The sequence below is a fragment of the Vallitalea sp. genome (assembly GCF_025211055.1).
In the GTDB taxonomy this organism is placed as follows: domain Bacteria; phylum Bacillota; class Clostridia; order Lachnospirales; family Vallitaleaceae; genus Vallitalea.
The window spans coordinates 122,462-141,090 of the sequence record NZ_JAOARO010000087.1; the positions used below are offsets into that span (position 1 = coordinate 122,462).

At 30.5% G+C, this 18,629-nt stretch carries 24 protein-coding genes; all 24 read left to right on the forward strand.

Going from position 1 to position 18,629, the window contains the following annotated elements; genetic code table 11:
• Window positions 1–168 precede the first annotated feature (168 nt).
• The 24 genes from flgB to fliR all read left to right on the forward strand — a co-directional run bounded on the left by flgB (window position 169) and on the right by fliR (window position 18,626).
• Complete coding sequence (gene flgB, locus N4A55_RS12990; RefSeq protein WP_293757080.1) at window positions 169–543, forward strand: flagellar basal body rod protein FlgB; 375 nt, start codon at window positions 169–171, stop codon at window positions 541–543.
• A 59-nt stretch (window positions 544–602) separates the two neighbouring features.
• Window positions 603–1,040: a flagellar basal body rod protein FlgC gene (gene flgC, locus N4A55_RS12995; protein ID WP_293757082.1), complete on the forward strand. Its 438-nt coding sequence runs from the start codon at window positions 603–605 to the stop codon at window positions 1,038–1,040.
• A 37-nt stretch (window positions 1,041–1,077) separates the two neighbouring features.
• Window positions 1,078–1,383: a flagellar hook-basal body complex protein FliE gene (fliE, locus tag N4A55_RS13000; RefSeq protein WP_293757084.1), complete on the forward strand. Its 306-nt coding sequence runs from the start codon at window positions 1,078–1,080 to the stop codon at window positions 1,381–1,383.
• A gap of 71 nt (window positions 1,384–1,454) precedes the next feature.
• Window positions 1,455–3,050 carry a flagellar M-ring protein FliF C-terminal domain-containing protein gene (locus N4A55_RS13005; RefSeq protein WP_293757086.1) on the forward strand — a complete coding sequence of 532 codons (1,596 nt, stop codon included), beginning with the start codon at window positions 1,455–1,457 and terminating at the stop codon, window positions 3,048–3,050.
• A gap of 7 nt (window positions 3,051–3,057) precedes the next feature.
• Window positions 3,058–4,065 (forward strand): flagellar motor switch protein FliG, encoded by a 1,008-nt coding sequence (gene fliG, locus N4A55_RS13010; RefSeq protein WP_293757088.1) that lies wholly within the window; start codon window positions 3,058–3,060, stop codon window positions 4,063–4,065.
• Window positions 4,058–4,810 (forward strand): FliH/SctL family protein, encoded by a 753-nt coding sequence (locus N4A55_RS13015; RefSeq protein WP_293757090.1) that lies wholly within the window; start codon window positions 4,058–4,060, stop codon window positions 4,808–4,810. Before fliG ends, N4A55_RS13015 begins: the two co-directional genes overlap by 8 nt.
• A 13-nt stretch (window positions 4,811–4,823) precedes the next feature.
• On the forward strand, window positions 4,824–6,149 hold the full coding sequence (fliI, locus tag N4A55_RS13020) for a flagellar protein export ATPase FliI (protein ID WP_293757092.1): 1,326 nt from the start codon (window positions 4,824–4,826) through the stop codon (window positions 6,147–6,149).
• Window positions 6,149–6,586, forward strand: a complete 438-nt coding sequence (fliJ, locus tag N4A55_RS13025; protein ID WP_293757094.1) for a flagellar export protein FliJ — start codon at window positions 6,149–6,151, stop codon at window positions 6,584–6,586. Before fliI ends, fliJ begins: the two co-directional genes overlap by 1 nt.
• A gap of 94 nt (window positions 6,587–6,680) precedes the next feature.
• Window positions 6,681–7,439 (forward strand): hypothetical protein, encoded by a 759-nt coding sequence (locus N4A55_RS13030; RefSeq protein WP_293757096.1) that lies wholly within the window; start codon window positions 6,681–6,683, stop codon window positions 7,437–7,439.
• A 50-nt stretch (window positions 7,440–7,489) separates the two neighbouring features.
• Complete coding sequence (locus N4A55_RS13035) at window positions 7,490–8,818, forward strand: flagellar hook-length control protein FliK (RefSeq protein ID WP_293757098.1); 1,329 nt, start codon at window positions 7,490–7,492, stop codon at window positions 8,816–8,818.
• Window positions 8,819–8,835: 17 nt separating this feature from the next.
• Window positions 8,836–9,384, forward strand: a complete 549-nt coding sequence (locus N4A55_RS13040; protein WP_293757100.1) for a flagellar hook capping FlgD N-terminal domain-containing protein — start codon at window positions 8,836–8,838, stop codon at window positions 9,382–9,384.
• A 19-nt stretch (window positions 9,385–9,403) separates the two neighbouring features.
• Entirely contained in the window at window positions 9,404–9,796 is a 393-nt protein-coding gene (locus N4A55_RS13045) for a TIGR02530 family flagellar biosynthesis protein (RefSeq protein WP_293757102.1), read from the forward strand.
• Window positions 9,797–9,877: 81 nt separating this feature from the next.
• Entirely contained in the window at window positions 9,878–11,194 is a 1,317-nt protein-coding gene (locus N4A55_RS13050) for a flagellar hook protein FlgE (RefSeq protein WP_293757104.1), read from the forward strand.
• Window positions 11,195–11,270: 76 nt separating this feature from the next.
• On the forward strand, window positions 11,271–11,462 hold the full coding sequence (locus tag N4A55_RS13055; RefSeq protein ID WP_293757106.1) for a flagellar FlbD family protein: 192 nt from the start codon (window positions 11,271–11,273) through the stop codon (window positions 11,460–11,462).
• Window positions 11,463–11,614: 152 nt separating this feature from the next.
• Window positions 11,615–12,421 (forward strand): motility protein A, encoded by an 807-nt coding sequence (locus N4A55_RS13060; RefSeq protein WP_443083835.1) that lies wholly within the window; start codon window positions 11,615–11,617, stop codon window positions 12,419–12,421.
• Window positions 12,414–13,229 (forward strand): flagellar motor protein MotB, encoded by an 816-nt coding sequence (locus N4A55_RS13065; protein ID WP_293757110.1) that lies wholly within the window; start codon window positions 12,414–12,416, stop codon window positions 13,227–13,229. The genes N4A55_RS13060 and N4A55_RS13065 overlap by 8 nt, the downstream gene beginning before the upstream one ends.
• Before the next feature lie 10 nt (window positions 13,230–13,239).
• Complete coding sequence (locus tag N4A55_RS13070; RefSeq protein WP_293757112.1) at window positions 13,240–13,746, forward strand: flagellar basal body-associated FliL family protein; 507 nt, start codon at window positions 13,240–13,242, stop codon at window positions 13,744–13,746.
• A gap of 30 nt (window positions 13,747–13,776) precedes the next feature.
• Window positions 13,777–14,760 (forward strand): flagellar motor switch protein FliM, encoded by a 984-nt coding sequence (gene fliM / locus N4A55_RS13075; protein ID WP_293757114.1) that lies wholly within the window; start codon window positions 13,777–13,779, stop codon window positions 14,758–14,760.
• A 3-nt stretch (window positions 14,761–14,763) separates the two neighbouring features.
• The gene (gene fliY, locus N4A55_RS13080; protein WP_293757116.1) at window positions 14,764–15,945 is read left to right on the forward strand and encodes a flagellar motor switch phosphatase FliY; all 1,182 of its coding nucleotides are present in this window, start codon (window positions 14,764–14,766) and stop codon (window positions 15,943–15,945) included.
• 23 nt (window positions 15,946–15,968) lie between these two features.
• Entirely contained in the window at window positions 15,969–16,331 is a 363-nt protein-coding gene (locus N4A55_RS13085; RefSeq protein WP_293757118.1) for a response regulator, read from the forward strand.
• Window positions 16,332–16,335: 4 nt separating this feature from the next.
• Window positions 16,336–16,701 (forward strand): flagellar biosynthetic protein FliO, encoded by a 366-nt coding sequence (fliO, locus tag N4A55_RS13090; protein WP_293757120.1) that lies wholly within the window; start codon window positions 16,336–16,338, stop codon window positions 16,699–16,701.
• Window positions 16,702–16,725: 24 nt separating this feature from the next.
• A complete protein-coding gene (gene fliP / locus N4A55_RS13095) occupies window positions 16,726–17,520 on the forward strand; it encodes a flagellar type III secretion system pore protein FliP (protein ID WP_293757122.1) in 795 nt (264 codons plus the stop codon).
• 39 nt (window positions 17,521–17,559) lie between these two features.
• Window positions 17,560–17,832 carry a flagellar biosynthesis protein FliQ gene (fliQ, locus tag N4A55_RS13100; protein WP_113675203.1) on the forward strand — a complete coding sequence of 91 codons (273 nt, stop codon included), beginning with the start codon at window positions 17,560–17,562 and terminating at the stop codon, window positions 17,830–17,832.
• 11 nt (window positions 17,833–17,843) lie between these two features.
• On the forward strand, window positions 17,844–18,626 hold the full coding sequence (gene fliR / locus N4A55_RS13105; RefSeq protein ID WP_293757125.1) for a flagellar biosynthetic protein FliR: 783 nt from the start codon (window positions 17,844–17,846) through the stop codon (window positions 18,624–18,626).
• Window positions 18,627–18,629 lie beyond the last annotated feature (3 nt).

Genomic DNA, 18,629 nt, shown 5'->3' on the forward strand with positions numbered 1-18,629 from the left:
AGTATTTTTTTGGAAGAGATAATTGAGTATTTAATAACTTAAATTAATTATTAAGTCTTATTTATTAGATTAGTATTAATTAAGTCTAATTGCTCATTACAAAAGCCTTGCAATTTTCGACATATAAATTATAATTAATATTAATGGATAAAAAAGGCAGGTGGAATTATGATAAGTAATAATATGTATAATGGAATTAATATTCTAAGTAAATCTTTAAATGCGAGTTTGATGAGGCACAATGTAATTTCAGAAAATATTGCTAATGAAGATACACCAGGTTATAAAAGGAAAGATGTTAAATTTGAAGGCTTATTACAAGAGGCATTACTATCTAATAATAAGCTATCAGATATAGATATTAATGCATTAACACCACAAGTAGTTGTCGATAAATCAAATCTAAGTTATAGATTAGATGGAAATAATGTAAATATCGACACAGAAATGACAGAACTTACAAAAAATCAAATTAGATTCAACGTTTTAGTTGATCAAGTATCAAATGATTTTAGTAGAATTAAATCAGTTTTAAGTCGTTAATTACGAATAAAAGGTGTATATGTTATATAAATATTAATTATGATTGGAGGTAAAAGAATATGTCTTTTTTTAATTCAATGAATGTTAGTGCAACAGGCTTAACAGCCCAAAGGCTAAGGATGGACATTATTTCCCAAAACATTGCTAATATTAATACTACTAAAACTAAAGATGGTGGACCATATAAGAGAAAAGTTTTACTTTTTGAAGAACAAAAAAGTAATAATTTCAGTTCCATACTTAATGATTCAATTGACAATTATACAGCTTCAGGAGTTAAGGTATCCAAGATCATAGAAGATACCAAACCGCTTAAAAGAGTGTATAACCCTAATCATCCAGAAGCTGACAAGGATGGATATGTATTAATGCCTAATGTTAATACAGTCGAAGAAATGGTTAATATGATTTCGGCCAATCGTTCCTATGAAGCTAATGTGACTGCAATGAATGCAACTAAATCAATGGCAATGAAATCTTTAGAAATTGGCAAATAAGAGATTAACATAAATGAGATGATTGGAGAGATGCAAAATGGGAATTCAGATTGGGGATATTAGCAGCATTAATAATCTTATATCCAATGGAAATAAGAGAGAAAAAGAATCTGGACAATTATTTGAGGATATCTACAAAGCAGCAATTGGATTAATAGATGATACTAATCAATTGCAGAAGAAATCCGAGCAAGTAACTACAGATTTTGCTGCAGGAAAAACTGATAATTTTGTTGATGTTCTAATCGCATCAGAAAAAGCTTCAGTAGCATTACAATATACAGTAAAATTAAGAGATAAATTACTTGATGCATATAATGAAATAATGCGTATGCAAGTCTAAATAATATTTAGATGTCAAACCTAAACTAAGTTAGAAAATGGATGTGTGATTTATGTTAAAGGGGTGTACATATGCCTGGTTTTATAAGTAAAATTTCAGACCAAATAACCGGGTTCTGGAACAAGTTTGACAAAAAACAGAAGTTGCAAATAATTGCAGCTGTGGTAGTAACGGTTATTGCATTGAGTATATTGACAATAGCACTTAATAAAACAAGAATGGTTCCCTTTGTTTCAGGATTGGAACCAAAAACTACTAACCAAGTAAAAACTTTATTACAAGAACAAGGTATAAAATATGAAGTTCGAGACAATGCTTCTTCAGTATATGTTGATAAAAAGAGAAAGCAAGATGCTCAGATGGCATTAGATAGTATGGGTATCATATCAAATACTGGTATGACATATAAAGAGGCTTTTAATTCTAGTCTTAGTACTACTGAAGCAGAAAAAAGAGCAAAACACAAATTAGCATTTGAAAATGAACTAGGAGATAAAATATCTGTTATTGAAGATGTTGAATCAGCTGTAGTTAAATTAGTTACACCAGATCAAGATAGAACAATATTTGATGATGTGAAAGAAGCTAAAGCATCTGCTATACTTACTACGTCACATGAACTTACAGATGAGCAAGTAGTTGGTATTGCTAACTTTTTAGCATCTTCTGTAGAAAATTTAGCTCTTAAAAATGTAAGAATACTTAATAATTCTGGTGAAATGTTATACTACGGTGAAGATATTGATGCTAATGGATCAAGTCTGAATAAGAAAATTAATTATGAAGTAACAATGGAAAATAAAATAGAAAAAGATGTTTTGTCTATTTTATTAGGAGAGTTTGATGATGCTGTAGTTACAGCAGATCTAATTATTGATTTTGATGCTCAGTCTTCCATAAAAGAAGAATATGCTACTCCAGAAGGACAATCAAAGGGGATACCTTCATCTGAGTATCATTATATATCAGAAGGTTCTAATCAGACACCATCTGGTATACCTGGAACAGACTCTAATAATGGTACTACCGATTACCTTGTGCCAAACAATAGTAATTCTGATAGCAGTACCAAAATAGATAAAGTAGATTATGATGTGAGTAAAACTGTTACAAATGAAACTAAACATATAGGAAATATAAAATATAATGAATCATCTGTATCAATATCAGCTAAAAAATATAAAATATATGATCAAGCACTTTTGAAAAAGCAGGGTGTTTTAGATAACATATCATGGGAAGAATATAAGGCAATGAATAGCGAATCGAAGAAAATTACTATTGATGGTGACCTTATATCTCTTATCAAGAATGCTACTAATGGTTCAAAGGTTGAGATAATAGGTTATGAAGTTCCTACATTTATTCCTATTTCAGTTAAGAAGAAGCCTATTACAGATTATATCTTTATCGCTATTATTGTAATTATGATAGCATTGCTTGGATACGCAGTTTATAAAGGTACTGAACCAGTGGAAGTTACTGAGATACAACCTGAATTATCTGTTGAAGATATGTTAGCAAGTACCAGAGAACAACAAGATCTAGAAGAGATTGAATTTGATGATAAATCAGATACAAGAATCCAAATAGAAAAATTCGTTGATGAGAAACCTGATGCAGTAGCACAGTTGCTTAGAAATTGGCTGAATGAAGATTGGGAGTGATAATGATATGGCTAATAGAGATTTAAAAGGAATACAAAAAGCGGCTATATTGCTAATTGCTTTAGGTCCTGAGAAATCATCAAAAGTATTTAAACATCTAAAAGAAGAGGAAATCGAACAATTAACTCTTGAAATAGCAAATACGAGAAGTGTTTCTCCAAAAGACAAAGAGGCTGTATTACAAGATTTTTATGAGGTGTGTTTAGCTCAACAATATATAGCAGAAGGTGGAATAGGATATGCCAAAGAGCTTCTTGAACATGCTCTTGGTTCTGATAAAGCAAAACAGGTTATTGGAAGACTTACTGCATCATTACAAGTTAGACCTTTTGAATTTGTTAGAAAGACAGAACCTAGTCAACTTCTTAACTTTATTCAAGATGAGCATAATCAGACAATTGCACTTATCTTATCGTATTTAAGTCCATCTCAATCAGCAATGATACTTGCTTCGTTACCCCAGGAAAAACAAGCGGATGTTGCAAGGAGAATAGCTGAAATGGATAGAACATCACCAGATGTTATAAAGGATGTAGAAAATGTATTAGAGAGAAAACTATCTTCATTGGTTACTCAAGATTATACAGTTGTCGGTGGTGTTGATTCTATTGTTCAGATATTAAATTCTGTTGATAGATCTACAGAAAAGAATATTATGGAAACATTAGAAATCGAGAATACAGAACTTGCTGAAGAAATAAGGAAGAAAATGTTTGTATTTGAAGATATCTTATCACTTGATAGTAGATCAATTCAGACTATACTTCGTGATGTGGATAATAATGAGTTAGCAACAGCATTAAAAGGTGCAGGAGAAGAAGTACAAAATACTATATTTAATAATTTATCTAAGCGTTTAGCAACGATGATAAAAGAAGATATGGAATATATGGGACCTGTTAGACTTAAAGATGTAGAAGAAGCACAGCAAAAGATTGTTAGTATAATTAGAAAATTAGAAGATGCTGGCGAAATTGTTATCTCTAGAGGTGGAGGTGACGAGATAATTGTCTAGTATTATCAAATCACCATTTATAAATTATGCCTCTAATAATAAAAAGATTATTGGTGAAAATAATAAAAATAACATCAATGATAATAATGAAGAAGATATACATACTAGTGTAGCTAAGATTAATAAATCTATTGAAAAACAAAAGAAACAAGCTGAGCAAGTTGCAAATGATATTATAAATAAAGCAATGGGAGATGCTCAGAGTATAGTTGAAGAAGCTAAGAGAAGTGCAATAGATATTACTGAAGAAGCTTACAAGAAGGCACTAGAGGACGGATATAAAGATGGTATTAATAAGGGTGAACAAGAAGCAATACGTTTAAAAAATGAAGCTGACCAAATATTACAACAAGCATATGACAAAAAAGAAGAAATAATTAGTGATATAGAACCTAAGATGGTTAACATCTTAATTGAACTAGTTAAAAACCTAACTGATTATGTAATTGAAAAAGAGGAAATAATTATTTATCTAATTAAAAAAGGTTTTTCGGAAATTGAGACATTAGATGATCTGATTGTTCATATATCACCCGATGATTTTGATTATGTTAACGATAATAATGATAAGTTATGCGAAGAAATAAGTCAAACTGTTAATGTTGAGATTATTAAAGATAATACATTAGAGTCTAATGAATGTTTTATAGAAACTAAGTTAGGAAATCTAGATTGTAGCTTTAACACTAGACTAAGTGGCTTAACATCGGATTTGAAGCTTATAGCAAATAGTTTAAATTCTTAAGAGGATGAAACTTATGGAAAGTATTGATTTTAACAAATATGAGACACTTATAAGTAATTCTTATATTAGACATCTAGGAAGGGTTACAAGAGTAGTAGGATTGACTATTGAGTCATTAGGTCCAAAGGTTCGAATGGGAGGATTATGTCTTATTCATTCAGGTATTGATAAAGGACACGTTTTAGCAGAGGTTGTTGGATTTAAGGAAAATAGAATATTGCTTATGCCCTTAGGGGATTTAGAAGGTGTTGGATTAGGAAGTACTGTTGAGGCTCTTGGACAAACCCTTACGGTAGCTGTTGGTGATAAACTATTAGGTAGAGTGTTAGATGGATTAGGTAATCCTATTGATGATAAAGAAATGATCTATACTGATACAAATTACAGTATACATAATGAACCTCCAGAACCTCTTAAAAGAAAAAGAATTAAAGAAGTATTACCTATTGGTGTAAAAGCTGTGGATGGTTTATTGACTATTGGTAAGGGGCAAAGAGTAGGTATCTTTGCAGGAAGCGGTGTTGGAAAAAGTACATTGTTAGGTATGATTGCAAGAAATACAAGTGCTGACATTAATGTCATTGCACTAATTGGAGAAAGAGGAAGAGAAGTAAAAGAGTTTATTGAGAGAGATTTAGGGGAAGAGGGGTTAAAAAGGTCAGTAGTAGTAGTTGCTACTTCTGATAAACCTGCTTTAGTTAGGCAAAAGGCTGCTAGTACAGCTACTGCGATAGCTGAGTATTTTAGAGATAGAGGAAAAGATGTTCTACTGATGATGGATTCCTTAACTAGATTTTCTATGGCTCAGAGAGAAATTGGATTAGCTATAGGGGAACCTCCTGTTAGTAGAGGATATACGCCATCTGTATTTGCTGTAATGCCGAAGCTGTTAGAAAGAGCTGGAAATGCAGAAGTAGGGTCTATTACAGGGCTTTATACAGTACTGGTTGATGGTGATGACATGAATGAACCAATAACTGATACTGCGAGAGGTATTCTTGATGGACACATTGTGCTATCTAGGAAATTAGCCTACAAAAATCATTATCCAGCCATTGATATTCTACAAAGTGTTTCAAGAGTTATGTCAGAAGTTGCAGATGATAGACATAAAGATATGGCAAACAATATGAAAACTGTTTTAGCAACTTATAAAGACGTAGAAGATCTAATAAATATTGGTGCATATTCTAGAGGTAGTAATGAAGATATTGATTATGCAATTGACAAGATTAAACTTGTTAACAATTACTTGAAACAAAAAACAGAAGAAAAGTTTAATTTTGATGAAGAGATAGATAAAATGGAAGAGATATTTTTAGAAAGTAGTGATAAGTAATGGCTAAATTTCAATTCAGGTTACAAAATATCTTAAGTATAAAAGAGAAATTTGAAGAACAAAAGCGTATGGAATTAAGCAATGCTAATCAATTACTTGAAATAGAAGAAAAAAGATTAACACAGTTTATTACTCTAAGAGATAATAATAATAACCTATATAAAAAAATGGTTAGTAATAGAGTCGCAGTAAAAGATATTAGAGATTTTGGAGAAAGAAATAAATATTACACCAATGTAGTCTTAGAACAAAATATTACTGTTACTAAGGCAAATAATAGAGTTGAATTAATTAGAGATGAATTGAAAGAAGCTCTAATTGAAAAAAAGATGTATGAAAAGTTGAAAGAAAATGCTTATGAAGAGTATTACAAAGAAGAATGTAAAGAAGAACAAAAGCATTTGGATGAAATAGTAAGTTATAAATATAGAAAATAAATTGACTAAAAAACAGTGATATTTTCGCTGTTTCAAAGTAACATACGTTAATAAAGCCATTATAGTTTTAGTGGACTGAAAGGAATGTACGTTCATGGAAAACGAAAGTATTGAATTTAAAGAAAGTAAATCAGCTTTTGGTAAAATTATTGCAGTAATAATTGTATTAATCATATTAATAGGTGGTATCTGCGCTGTTATTAAGCTAGATATAGGTAATGTTGGAAGCAAGTATGCTCATCCAGTTTTAAAAAACATACCAATATTAAATAAAATTTTACCAAATGTGATTGAAGAAACATTGAGTGAAGATGTGACAACTGATGATAACTATGCATTTGAAAATATTGACGAAGCTATAGAAAGATTAAAGGTTACAGAAACTCTTTTGAAAGATAAAGAAATTGAAATAGAAAAACTCTCAGAAGAAATAAAATTATTACAAGACGAAAATGTAAGGTTAAAAGTTTTTGAAGAGAATCAAGCAAATTTTGACGAAAAGAAAAAAGAATTCGATGAATTAGTAGTATTTGGCGAAGGCGTTCCAGATATCAGTCATTTTATTAGTTTTTACGAAGAGATGAAACCAGAGAATGCTGCAAAAATATATGCAGAAGCTATTCAAATTGAGAAATATGACAAAGAAATTCTAGATATAGCATCATCATATGGACAGATGAAAGCTGCTAATGCAGCTGCTATATTAGCGAAGATGACAACTACATCTTCAAAAATGAAAATGGTTGTTCAAATCCTTAATAATATAGATAGTGAACAGCGGGGAGCTATACTCGGTGCTATGGACACAAAGACAGCGGCAAAAATCACTGAATATATGTTTCCCAAAAAATAATAAGAGATATCAATTAGTATTCTCAAGTTATATGGAAGGAGGCGAAAAGAATGGTTACAATGGTTGCCAATAAAATGGATTTAGCAGTTGGAGTTAAAAGTAATGTTAAAACTAACAATGAAAAAAATACTGACAGTAATTTCAATAAAATACTTAATCAACAAACAAACAATAAAATAAAACAGGACAATGGTGGGAAACCTGGTACTAAGGTTAAACCCACAAATAATAATCAACATAAGATAAAAAATATTGAAAAGCCAGTGGAAGATGAACTTGAAAGTAAAGTCGATTTAGAGGAATTAGCAGCAGATATTGTTGAACAAGTGACTGAAAAGTTGAATATTACAGAAGAACAATTAAACGAAATGTTAGCACAGCTTAATATGACTATTTTTGATTTGCTTTTGCCTGACAAACTTAATACTTTTCTAATGGAAATGTATAATGTAGAAGATTCACTAGAGCTATTAATGTTACCTGATGTATCAGATAATGTAAAAGAATTGAAAACAGAGCTTGGTACTCTAAGTGAAAAATGCAATTTAGAAACAGAAGACATAAAAAAGATTATTGCAGAAATGAATCAAGAAAGTGATAAAAAAACAAATAATAGGCAAGAAACAAATAATACAAAAAACACTAATAGTCAATTAACAGAAACAAATGATACAAATATTTCTAAGGAACAAGTTGCTTCAGCAGAACAAGAATCAACTAATGCTAAGAATCAAACAACAAAAATAACAGAGATAGAGATAACAGATAATAGAACTGAAAAAAATGATATGGCAAAAGACGAAACAAAAGTAGAAAGTAATAGTAGTAAAGAGATTCCTAACAATGTACAAAATATAACAATCAATCAAAATGTACAAAAAGTAGAAGTTGTTGACCAAAGTGGTGAGAAACACATACTTACATATAACATTAATACTGAAGAAGTAATTGACCAAATTGTATCTAGTTTTAAAGTGAATCTAACTGATGATGTAAATAAGATGTTTATTCAACTTAGACCTGAACATCTAGGAAAACTTGCTTTTTCACTAAAAACCCAAGAAGGTGTTGTTACTGCTAATTTCATGGCTGAAAATCTAGCTGTAAAAGAGTTAATAGAAGCTAACTTAGCAAATCTTAAAATGTCACTGCAAGAACAAGGCATTATTGTAGACAAGCTAGAAGTAGTAGTAACTGATAATAATATGTTTAATGAAAACAATAATCCTAAGCAATTTAATGAAAATAATAATAAGAAAAGAAGAGCTGCTAAGATGATGAAAATTAATAATGGCTTGGATGACGATGTCGTGGAAGATAATGAGAATATATCATCTAGTGTAGAAAAAGATAATAATTCTATTGATTATTCAGTATAAGGAAGGAGGGATATACTATGGCAGATGGTAATGCTATTAAAGGTATCATGGAAAAATATGGTATTGATACTTTGAAAACAAATAAAAACAATAATAACTTAGATAAAGATGCTTTTCTTAATTTATTAGTAACTCAAATGAGATACCAAGATCCACTTAATCCTACACAAGATAAAGATTTCTTGGCACAAATGGCACAATTCTCAGCTTTAGAGCAGATGAACAATTTAAACAAAAGTGCTTCAATATCTAGGGCATATGAATTAATGAATAAAGATATCTTTGCTAATGTTGTTAACCCTGTTACGTTGCAAGTAACTCCTGTGGCAGGAACAGTTAGGGGAGTATTTATGCAAAACGGTAAGGTATTTCTAAAAGTTGGCAAGGTAGATGTTCCACTTGAAAAGGTTGAAGGCGTCTTAGCTCCTATAGATTTACTAGAATTAAATAAAAAATTAGAAAAGATAAGTAAAGATATTACTAAAATACAACAGAAATATGCTCCAGAAAAAAAAGATGATGATTCAGATAAAGACGATGCTGAAAAAACTAAAAAAAGTAAGTAGATACTAATAGGTGAATAATATGAAGATTAATCCTTCTATGTATAGTGTTTCAACTAATAAGATAAAAATAAATAAAGAACTAATTAAGACTAATAGTAATTATAATTCCAAAGTTGATGGTTTTAGTAAGGTTTTACAAGAAAAATTAAATAAAGCTAATGAGCTGAATTTTTCAAAACATGCTAATATGCGTCTTAATTCAAGGAAAATTATATTTTCAGACGAACAGTTAAAGAGAATTAATGAAGGCATAGATCAAGCAAAGGAAAAAGGAATTAAAGATTCGTTAGTTCTTATTGATGATGTAGCATTAGTTGTTAATATTAAGAATAAGACTGTTGTTACAGCAATGGAAAAATCGGAACAAGATAATAAAATTATTACTAATATTGATGGTGCTGTCATTATATAAACTGGACCTCATAGAGGGGGTTTTAATCTCTGACTGACAGATGAGATTATATGACTGCACGAATAAAGGGAGGTTATTATTATGATGCGTTCTATGTACTCTGGTGTTTCAGGATTAAGAATACACCAAACTAGAATGGATGTTATAGGTAACAATATTGCAAATGTTAATACTACAGGTTTTAAGTCAGGAAGAGTAACTTTTAATGAAATATTTAGTCAAACTCTACAAGGTGCAAGTGGGGCTAATGATTCTATAGGTGGTCGAAATCCTATGCAGGTAGGACTTGGTGCTAATATTTCATCTATTGATACACTAATGACTGAAGGTGCTGCACAGAGAACTGATAATCCACTTGACATGAAAATTGAGGGTGATGGATTCTTTATAGTGAAAGATGGAGGAGGATTCAAATTTAGTAGAGCTGGTGCTTTTAGATTAGATAATTCAGGTAATTTATGTAATCCTGAAGGCTTAAATGTAATGGGATGGGGAATTGATCCTAAAACAGGAAATGTAGTAAAGGATAAGGTTAAGTCAATTAAGATTTTATCACCAGAAAACATGTATTCTGAACCTACTAAAACTAGTAAAGCTAATTTTTCAGGAAATATTAATAAAAATGATCCTAATTTGAAAAAACCTGAAGGAATTCTTGTATCATTTAGCATATACGATAGTATGGGATATAAATATACTGTTAATGCTAGGATAAAACCAGTAGTAAAAGCTAACGCAGGAGATCCTGATAAATATTCAATTTCAGTAGATCCTGGTTCTGGAATAAAAGATGAAAATGGTAATAATATATCTTGTGACGATCCTAACACTACTATTGAATTTGATGAAAATGGTAAAATTCATACGCCGAATCCTGCCGAACTTACACTTAAAAATATTGATAGTACTAATAAAAAAGTTGCAGCTGATTTTGATGATATAAAAATCGATTTAAGTAACCTTACTCAAATCGGAGGGAAAACTACCGTTGAAGGTAAAGCTGGTGATTTAGATAAGTTAGAAGCTGGTTCACCAGCTGGGAAATTAACATCTTTTGAAATTGGAACGGATGGGAAAATTCTTGCAAAATATTCTAATAGTAAAACTAAAACATTGGGACAAATCGCAGTAGCGAAATTCCAAAATCCTGCTGGTCTCCAAAAAGTGGGTAATAACTTATTTCAAGTTACATCTAACTCAGGAGAGTTTGATGGTATTGGTAAGGCAGTTAATGAGGATGGCGGTAGTCTCAATGGTGGAGTTCTTGAAATGTCTAACGTAGACTTATCAAGGGAATTTACTGATATGATTACTACCCAAAGAGGATTCCAAGCTAACTCAAGAATAATTACTGCTTCAGATGAAATGCTTCAAGAACTTGTTAATCTTAAACGATAATAACATTTAATAAATAATTGATATATTAGTGGCTAGTTTTGCACTAGCCACTAATAAAAAATTAAAAGGTGATTGTATGATATATGTTACAAAGCTTAATAATGAGGAAATAGTCATTAATTCGGACTTGATAGAAGTCATAGAGGAAACACCTAATACTATAATAACTTTGACAACTGGTAAAAAAATCATAACAAAGGATTCAACTAAAGAGATTATAGATAAGGTTATTACATATAAAAGAAAAATTGGTATAGAAATTCAATAACCAATTATTCATAGATGCTTATTGTTACTTTAGTAGGTTATTATATATTAAACTAATCTATAACCTTACTTAGTATAGAATAAATAGGCAATTAAGTTTCTGTATTAAATGGGTAAAAAAGATTGCCTATTAACAAGAATTATTAAAGTGAGGTGAAAACGTTGGATTTAGCTACTATTGGAGGTTTGGTCGCGGGTATTTTCTTTATTATCAGTTCAATACTTATGAAAGGGTCTTTATCAAGTTTCACTGATGCAGCTTCTGTAATGATTACCATTGGTGGAGCATTCGCAGCGACTTTAATATCTTATTCTCTTTCTGATTTTATTAAATCCATCAAAGCTGCATCATTAGTATTTAAGAGTAAACAGCTTAATGAAGGAGACATAATCAAAAAAATAATAGAATTATCTAATATTGCTAGAAAAGAAGGATTACTTGCATTAGAAGAAGCTGCAGAATCTATTGATGATGAATTTATGAAAAAAGGTATTCTACTAATTGTAGATGGTACTGACCCTGAATTAGTAAGGAACATACTTGAAACAGAATTAGTATTTATCGAAGGCAGACATAAAAATGTTCAAAGCTTTTGGGAAAAAGTTGGAGAATTTGGTCCTGCTTGGGGTATGATAGGTACATTAATTGGACTTATCGCCATGTTAAAAACAATGAATGATCCAAGTACAATTGGTGGTAATATGTCAGTTGCTTTGATAACTACATTGTACGGTTCTCTACTAGCCAATTTTATTGCATTACCATTTGCAAATAAAATGAAAGTTATAAGTGAATCTGAAATACTTTTAAAAGAAGTTTCAATAGAAGGATTACTTTCTATTCAAGCAGGAGAAAACCCTCGAGTAATTGAAGAAAAATTAAAAGCTTTCTTAGCTCCTAGCTTAAGAAATGAAATAAGTAAAAACCAAGATGGTGAAGAGGGTGAGATAAATGGGTAGAAAGAGAAAGACAGATGAAGGTAAATCTGGTTCACCAGCTTGGATGAGTACATATGGAGATTTAGTTACCCTATTACTTTGTTTTTTTGTTTTGCTTTTTTCAATGTCAAGTATTGATGTTGCGAAATTCAAAGCTGCTATGAGCTCTTTTAAGAACCAAATAGATATTATGCCTGGAGGTACTTCACTTACAGATAATGAATTAATATCTAATGGCATAAGTCAGATAAATGGTCTTAAGACTATATTTGATAATAAAGTACCATTAGAAGAAGAAGGTGAAGAAGATGCTGATATAACTAAGAGTAAACTAAAAGAAGCTAAAAAAGATGCAGAAGAAATTAACGAGTACTTAAAAAAAGAAGGATACGAAAACGAAGTTGAAGTAGAGTACAATTCAAATATTATTAAGCTTACTATTGAAGGCGAGATATTATTTGAGAGTGGACATGCTGAATTAACTCCTGATGCTGTTAAATTAGTTGATGTTATATCTGTAAAAGTAAAGGAATTATTAGCAGATAAAACAATACAGATAGAAGGTCATACAGATAATAGACCAATCAATACCGTTAGATATCCTAGTAACTGGGAACTATCCCAAGCTAGAGCCATAGCGGTTGGATATAGATTGATAAAAGAACATAATATTGACCCTTCTAAAATTGCCGCTACGGGTTACGGAGAATATCGTCCATTAATAGACAACAGTACACCCGAAGGGCGTGCTATAAATAGGCGAGTAGAGATTAAGCTTGTTAGTGAGGAGTATAAAAATATTGATGAGCTTAACGAAGTAGAAGAATAGAGGTGAACTAATGGCAAAGGAAAAAAAAGTCAAAACGAAAAGTGAAAAAGATAATGGAAAATTAGTATTAATGATTGGAGTAATTATGATTGTTTGTTCTGTAATTCTATTAGGTATATCAGTATTTATTTTGAAACCTACAGGAAACTCAGATGAAGTAGAACAAGTAAAAGATCCAGATAAGATACCTCTAAGTCAGAAAGAAAGTTATGAAACAGATAATATTATAGTTATCTTACCTTCCAAAGATAATCCTGAAAAACGTACTAGTTTTACTTTTTATGTAGGATTCGTACTAGATAAGAAGAGCAAAGAACTAAAAGATACAATTACTTTACTAGAAGAAAGTAAAGGCTTAATAAAATCTAGAATTTCAGTATTGTTAAGTGATAATTATTCAGAAGATATAAAAGACAATCAACAAGTGCTAGCTGATGAGATATTTAATATGATGATTGAAATGTTAGATACAGATGCTCTTGTAGAAGTATATATTAGAGATTTCCTATATAGATAAATTAATACACTTACTGTAGGAGGTGAGGATATGGGTGAAGTCTTATCACAACACGAAATTGATGATTTGTTGAATGCATTAAATACTGGTGAATTAGACGTAGATGAATATCGTTCTAATGCTAATGAAAAACAAATTAAAGATTATGATTTTGCTAGACCATCAAAATTTTCAAAAGAACAGCTAAGAACATTAGAAATAATTTTTGAACATTATGCAAGATTAATTTCTACGACTTTACCTGCATACTTAAGAACTGCGACGCAAGTGGATGTTGTAAATTCTGAAGCAATTTCGTATTCTGAGTTTGCAAATGCATTATCAAATCCTATATTATTAGGAGTTGTTGATTTTTCGCCGTTAAAGGGGTCATTTGTTGTTGATTTATCAGTAAATATAGGGTATGCTATTATTGATAGATTGCTTGGTGGAAAGGGAGAACCACTTGATAGAGAGAGAGATTTTTCAGAGATAGAAGTTCTATTGATAGAAAAAATATTAGTTATTTGTATACAAAATATGAGAGAGCCTTGGAAAAATGTTGTGGAACTATCTCCTAGATTAGAGAAGATAGAAACTAATTCCCAATTTGCTCAAGTAATATCTCCAACTGATGTAGTTGCCCTTATTACATTAAGTATTAAAATAGGGCCAGTAGAAGGTTTAATGAATTTTTGTATACCATATTTATGTTTAGAACCAATTATGGATAAGTTAAATACGAAATATTGGTTCTCAACAATACAAAAGACCAATGAAGAATTATATAAAGAAATCATTGAACATCAAATAGATAATGTTAAAATACCAATAAAAGCAGTTCTTGGCAAATCTAGTATATCAGTAAATGATTTTGTTAATCTTCAAAAAGGAGATATTATTAAACTTAACAATAAAGTAGATTCTGAAATGGAAGTCTACGTAGGGAACATCAAAAAGTTCAAAGGAAAACCTGGTATTTTTAATCATAAAAATGCTATAAAAATAACTTCTATTATTAGGGAGGAGGAATAAGCAATGGATGAAATGCTATCTCAAGAGGAAATAAATGCCCTTTTAGAGGGATTAGATGACACAAGTAGCAGTAGTGAAGGATCAGAGTATAAATTAGATGATACTGAGAAAGATGCAATTGGTGAAATATCAAATATAAGTATGGGAACTGCTGCAACAACATTATTTTCTTTAGTAAATCAAAAAGTTGTAATTACAACACCAACAGTTTCAGTTTCTAACTGGAAAGATCTATCTAAGGATTTTGTTAAGCCATGTGTTGCTATTCAAATTGTATATAAAGAAGGTTTGGAAGGAACTAATTTATTAATACTTCACGAAGATGATGTAAAAATTATTGCAGATTTAATGATGGGTGGTGAAGGTATAAGTACTAGTGCACCATTATCAGATCTTCATCTTAGCGCAATAAGTGAAGCTATGAATCAAATGATAGGTTCAGCAGCAACTTCCATGTCTTCTATGTTTGCTAAGAAAATTGATATTAATCCTCCTTCATCAAATATTGTGGATTTTAATGTAGAAGAATCAGAAGAATTTGCTGAATTTCTTAACAAAGAATTCCTAAAGGTATCTTTTAAGATGCAAATAGGTGATTTGGTTGATAGTGAAATGATGCAGTTATACCCAATGGAATTTGCAAAAGATATATATGAGAATTTTATGGCTTGTCAAGAAGTAGCTGAGGTAGAAGAAGAGACGAAAGAAGCAACAGAAGAACAAATACCAAAAGAAAAACAAATACCAGAAAAAAAACCTGTTGAACCTACTCCTAACAAGCAGATGTCTAATCAAAGAATGCAAATGCCTAACCAAACGAGTGGTTATAGCAATATGTTTAATCAAGGTTCGGAAAATCAATTTAGAAATATTGATGTGCAACAGGCTCAATTCCAGGATTTTGATATTAATGCTGTAATGCAACAAAAAGAAAATATTGATTTAATAATGGATGTACCATTAGAAGTTACAGTTGAGCTAGGAAGAACTAGTAAACCAATTAAAGAAATACTAGAATTTGCACCTGGTACAATAATTGAGCTTAAAAAACTAGCCGGCGAACCAATTGATGTATTAGTCAATGGAAAAAATGTTGCAAAAGGTGAAGTAGTTGTTATTGATGAAAATTTTGGTATTAGGATTACCGATATCATTAAAAACAACCACCAAAGCCTAATTAATTAATATTATTAAGAGGAGAGATTTCTATGGGAAAGAATATTTTAATCGTTGATGATGCTGCTTTTATGAGAATGATGATAAAGGACATTTTAATCAAAAATGGATATAATGTTGTTGGAGAAGCAGAAAATGGAATGAAAGCTGTTGAAAAATATAATGAATTTAAACCTGATTTAGTAATTATGGATATCACAATGCCTGAGATGGATGGTATTGAAGCTGTTAAAACTATCAAAGGAAATGATAGTAATGCGGTAATAATAATGTGTTCTGCAATGGGACAGCAAGCTATGGTTATTGAATCTATACAAGCCGGAGCAAAAGATTTTATTGTTAAGCCTTTCCAAGCGGAGCGTGTTATTGAAGCTGTTTCAAAAGTTATAGGATAATCATATGACTACATGTTATCTATATACAGGACAAAGTGAATGGTGGCAAGTTATAGTTTTATTGGTATTATTTATTTTAGTATTAGTTGGAGCTTATTATGTAACAAGGTTATTTGGAAGATTTCAGATTAAAAAAGGGTCTAGCCAAAATATACATCAGCTTGAGTCTATTTCAGTTGGGCCTCAAAAATTCATTCAATTAATAAAAATTGGTGATGAATATATCTTGATAGGTATTACTAAAGATAAGATTACATTTCTTAAAGAGATAGATAAAAATGATATTGATTTAAGTAAATACAATAAAGAGAAGATTGCTCAAGTTACTCCATTTAATAAGCAACTTGAGAAATTTCTAGGTAAGAAATAAAATGTACATAATGGAGTAGATTTAATGAGGCATATTAAATTAAACATAAAACGAATAATGAGAATTATTTTATTAGTAAGTATTATCTATATTGTAACTTCATTTAACAATACTAAAGTATTTGCTACTGCTGATAGTCCAATTCCTTTTTCTATTGATCTTAATGTTAGTGCAGCAGAGAACGGAAAAGATGTGGTTAGCAGTTTACAAATTTTATTTATATTAACTTTAATTGCATTAGCACCTTCTATTTTAGTGATGATGACATCGTTTACTAGAATAATAGTTGTGTTACACTTTGTACGATCGGCACTTGCTACTCAACAAACACCACCTAATCAAGTACTAGTAGGGTTAGCATTATTTATTACCATGTTTGTTATGGCACCAGTAATATCCGATGTTAATGAAACAGCATTACAACCTTATTCGGCGGGAGAAATCTCCCAAGATGAAGCCATTAAAAAAGGATTGGAGCCTATAAGAAAATTTATGTTAAATCAAGTAAATGATAAGGATTTAGCGCTGTTTTTAGATATTGCAGAGAGTAGAAGTGTTACTAAAATCGAAGATATTCCAACAAGCGTTCTAATTCCTGCTTTTATTATTAGTGAACTAAGAGCTGCTTTTATTATTGGATTTTTAATATATATACCATTTATAGTTATAGATATGGTTGTAGCATCTACACTGATGTCAATGGGTATGATGATGCTTCCACCAGTTATGATTTCATTACCTTTTAAATTATTACTCTTTATACTTGCAGATGGGTGGAATTTAATTATTGGTGAATTAGTTAAAACCATTAGACTATGATGAATGTTTTTGGCATAATATCGAAAGGATGGTTGTAGTATGAACCAAGATATGATTATAGATGTAGCTAGGGAAGCTTTATTAACAGTTATAAGTGTAGCAGGTCCATTGTTATTATTGGCTTTAACAGTGGGATTATTAGTAAGTATATTTCAAACGGTTACATCTATACAAGAGCCTACTTTAGCTTTTGTACCTAAAATATTAGCTGTATTTCTTGGATTGGTTTTATTTGGACCTTGGATGCTTAATAAACTTTTAACACTAATTACAAGTTTATACTCTAAGTTTGGTTCATTTATAATTAATTAGGAGATTTTGCTATGGAGTTACTATTAAACAATCCTTTTACATATTTAGATATATTTTTACTTATATTTGTTAGAATGATTAGCTTTTTTATATCGGTACCTTTGTTTGGTATTAGAACCATTCCTAAGACAGCCAAGATAGCTATGGCATTTTTCATGGCTATTATTATTATAAATCTAAATCCTATGGAGATAGATGTTACAAGTGCTAGTGTTTTACCTTATGCACTACTAGTCATTAAAGAATTTATAGTAGGATGGCTTATTGGCTTTGGAGCTTATTTGGCTTTTTCTATTATAACCTTAACTGGACAATTAATAGACTATCAAATTGGATTTACAATGGTTAATGTTTTTGACCCATTAAGCCAAATTCAGTTAACAATTACAGGTAATCTATATTACTACTTATTATTATTGATGATGTTAGCAACAAATACCCATTTTTTTCTCATAAAAGCTTTAACAGAAAGTTTTAAATGGATACCACTTGGAAAAGCAGTATTTAGACCTAGCTTATATACATCTGTTCTATCATTTTTTACAGAGTACTTTGTCATAGCTCTAAAAATAGCTGCTCCCATGATTGGTGTTATGCTTCTAATAAACGTAGTACTAGGTATACTAGCTAGGGCTACTCCACAAATGAATATGTTTGTTGTGGGACTTCCACTTAAGCTAATGGTAGGATTAGTTGTTCTATTACTTACATTATCCGTATTTCCAAATGTAAGTAAGTGGATATTTGATAGAATGTTAAGTTTTGTTGATCTGATTATAAAAGGAATGAGTTAATAA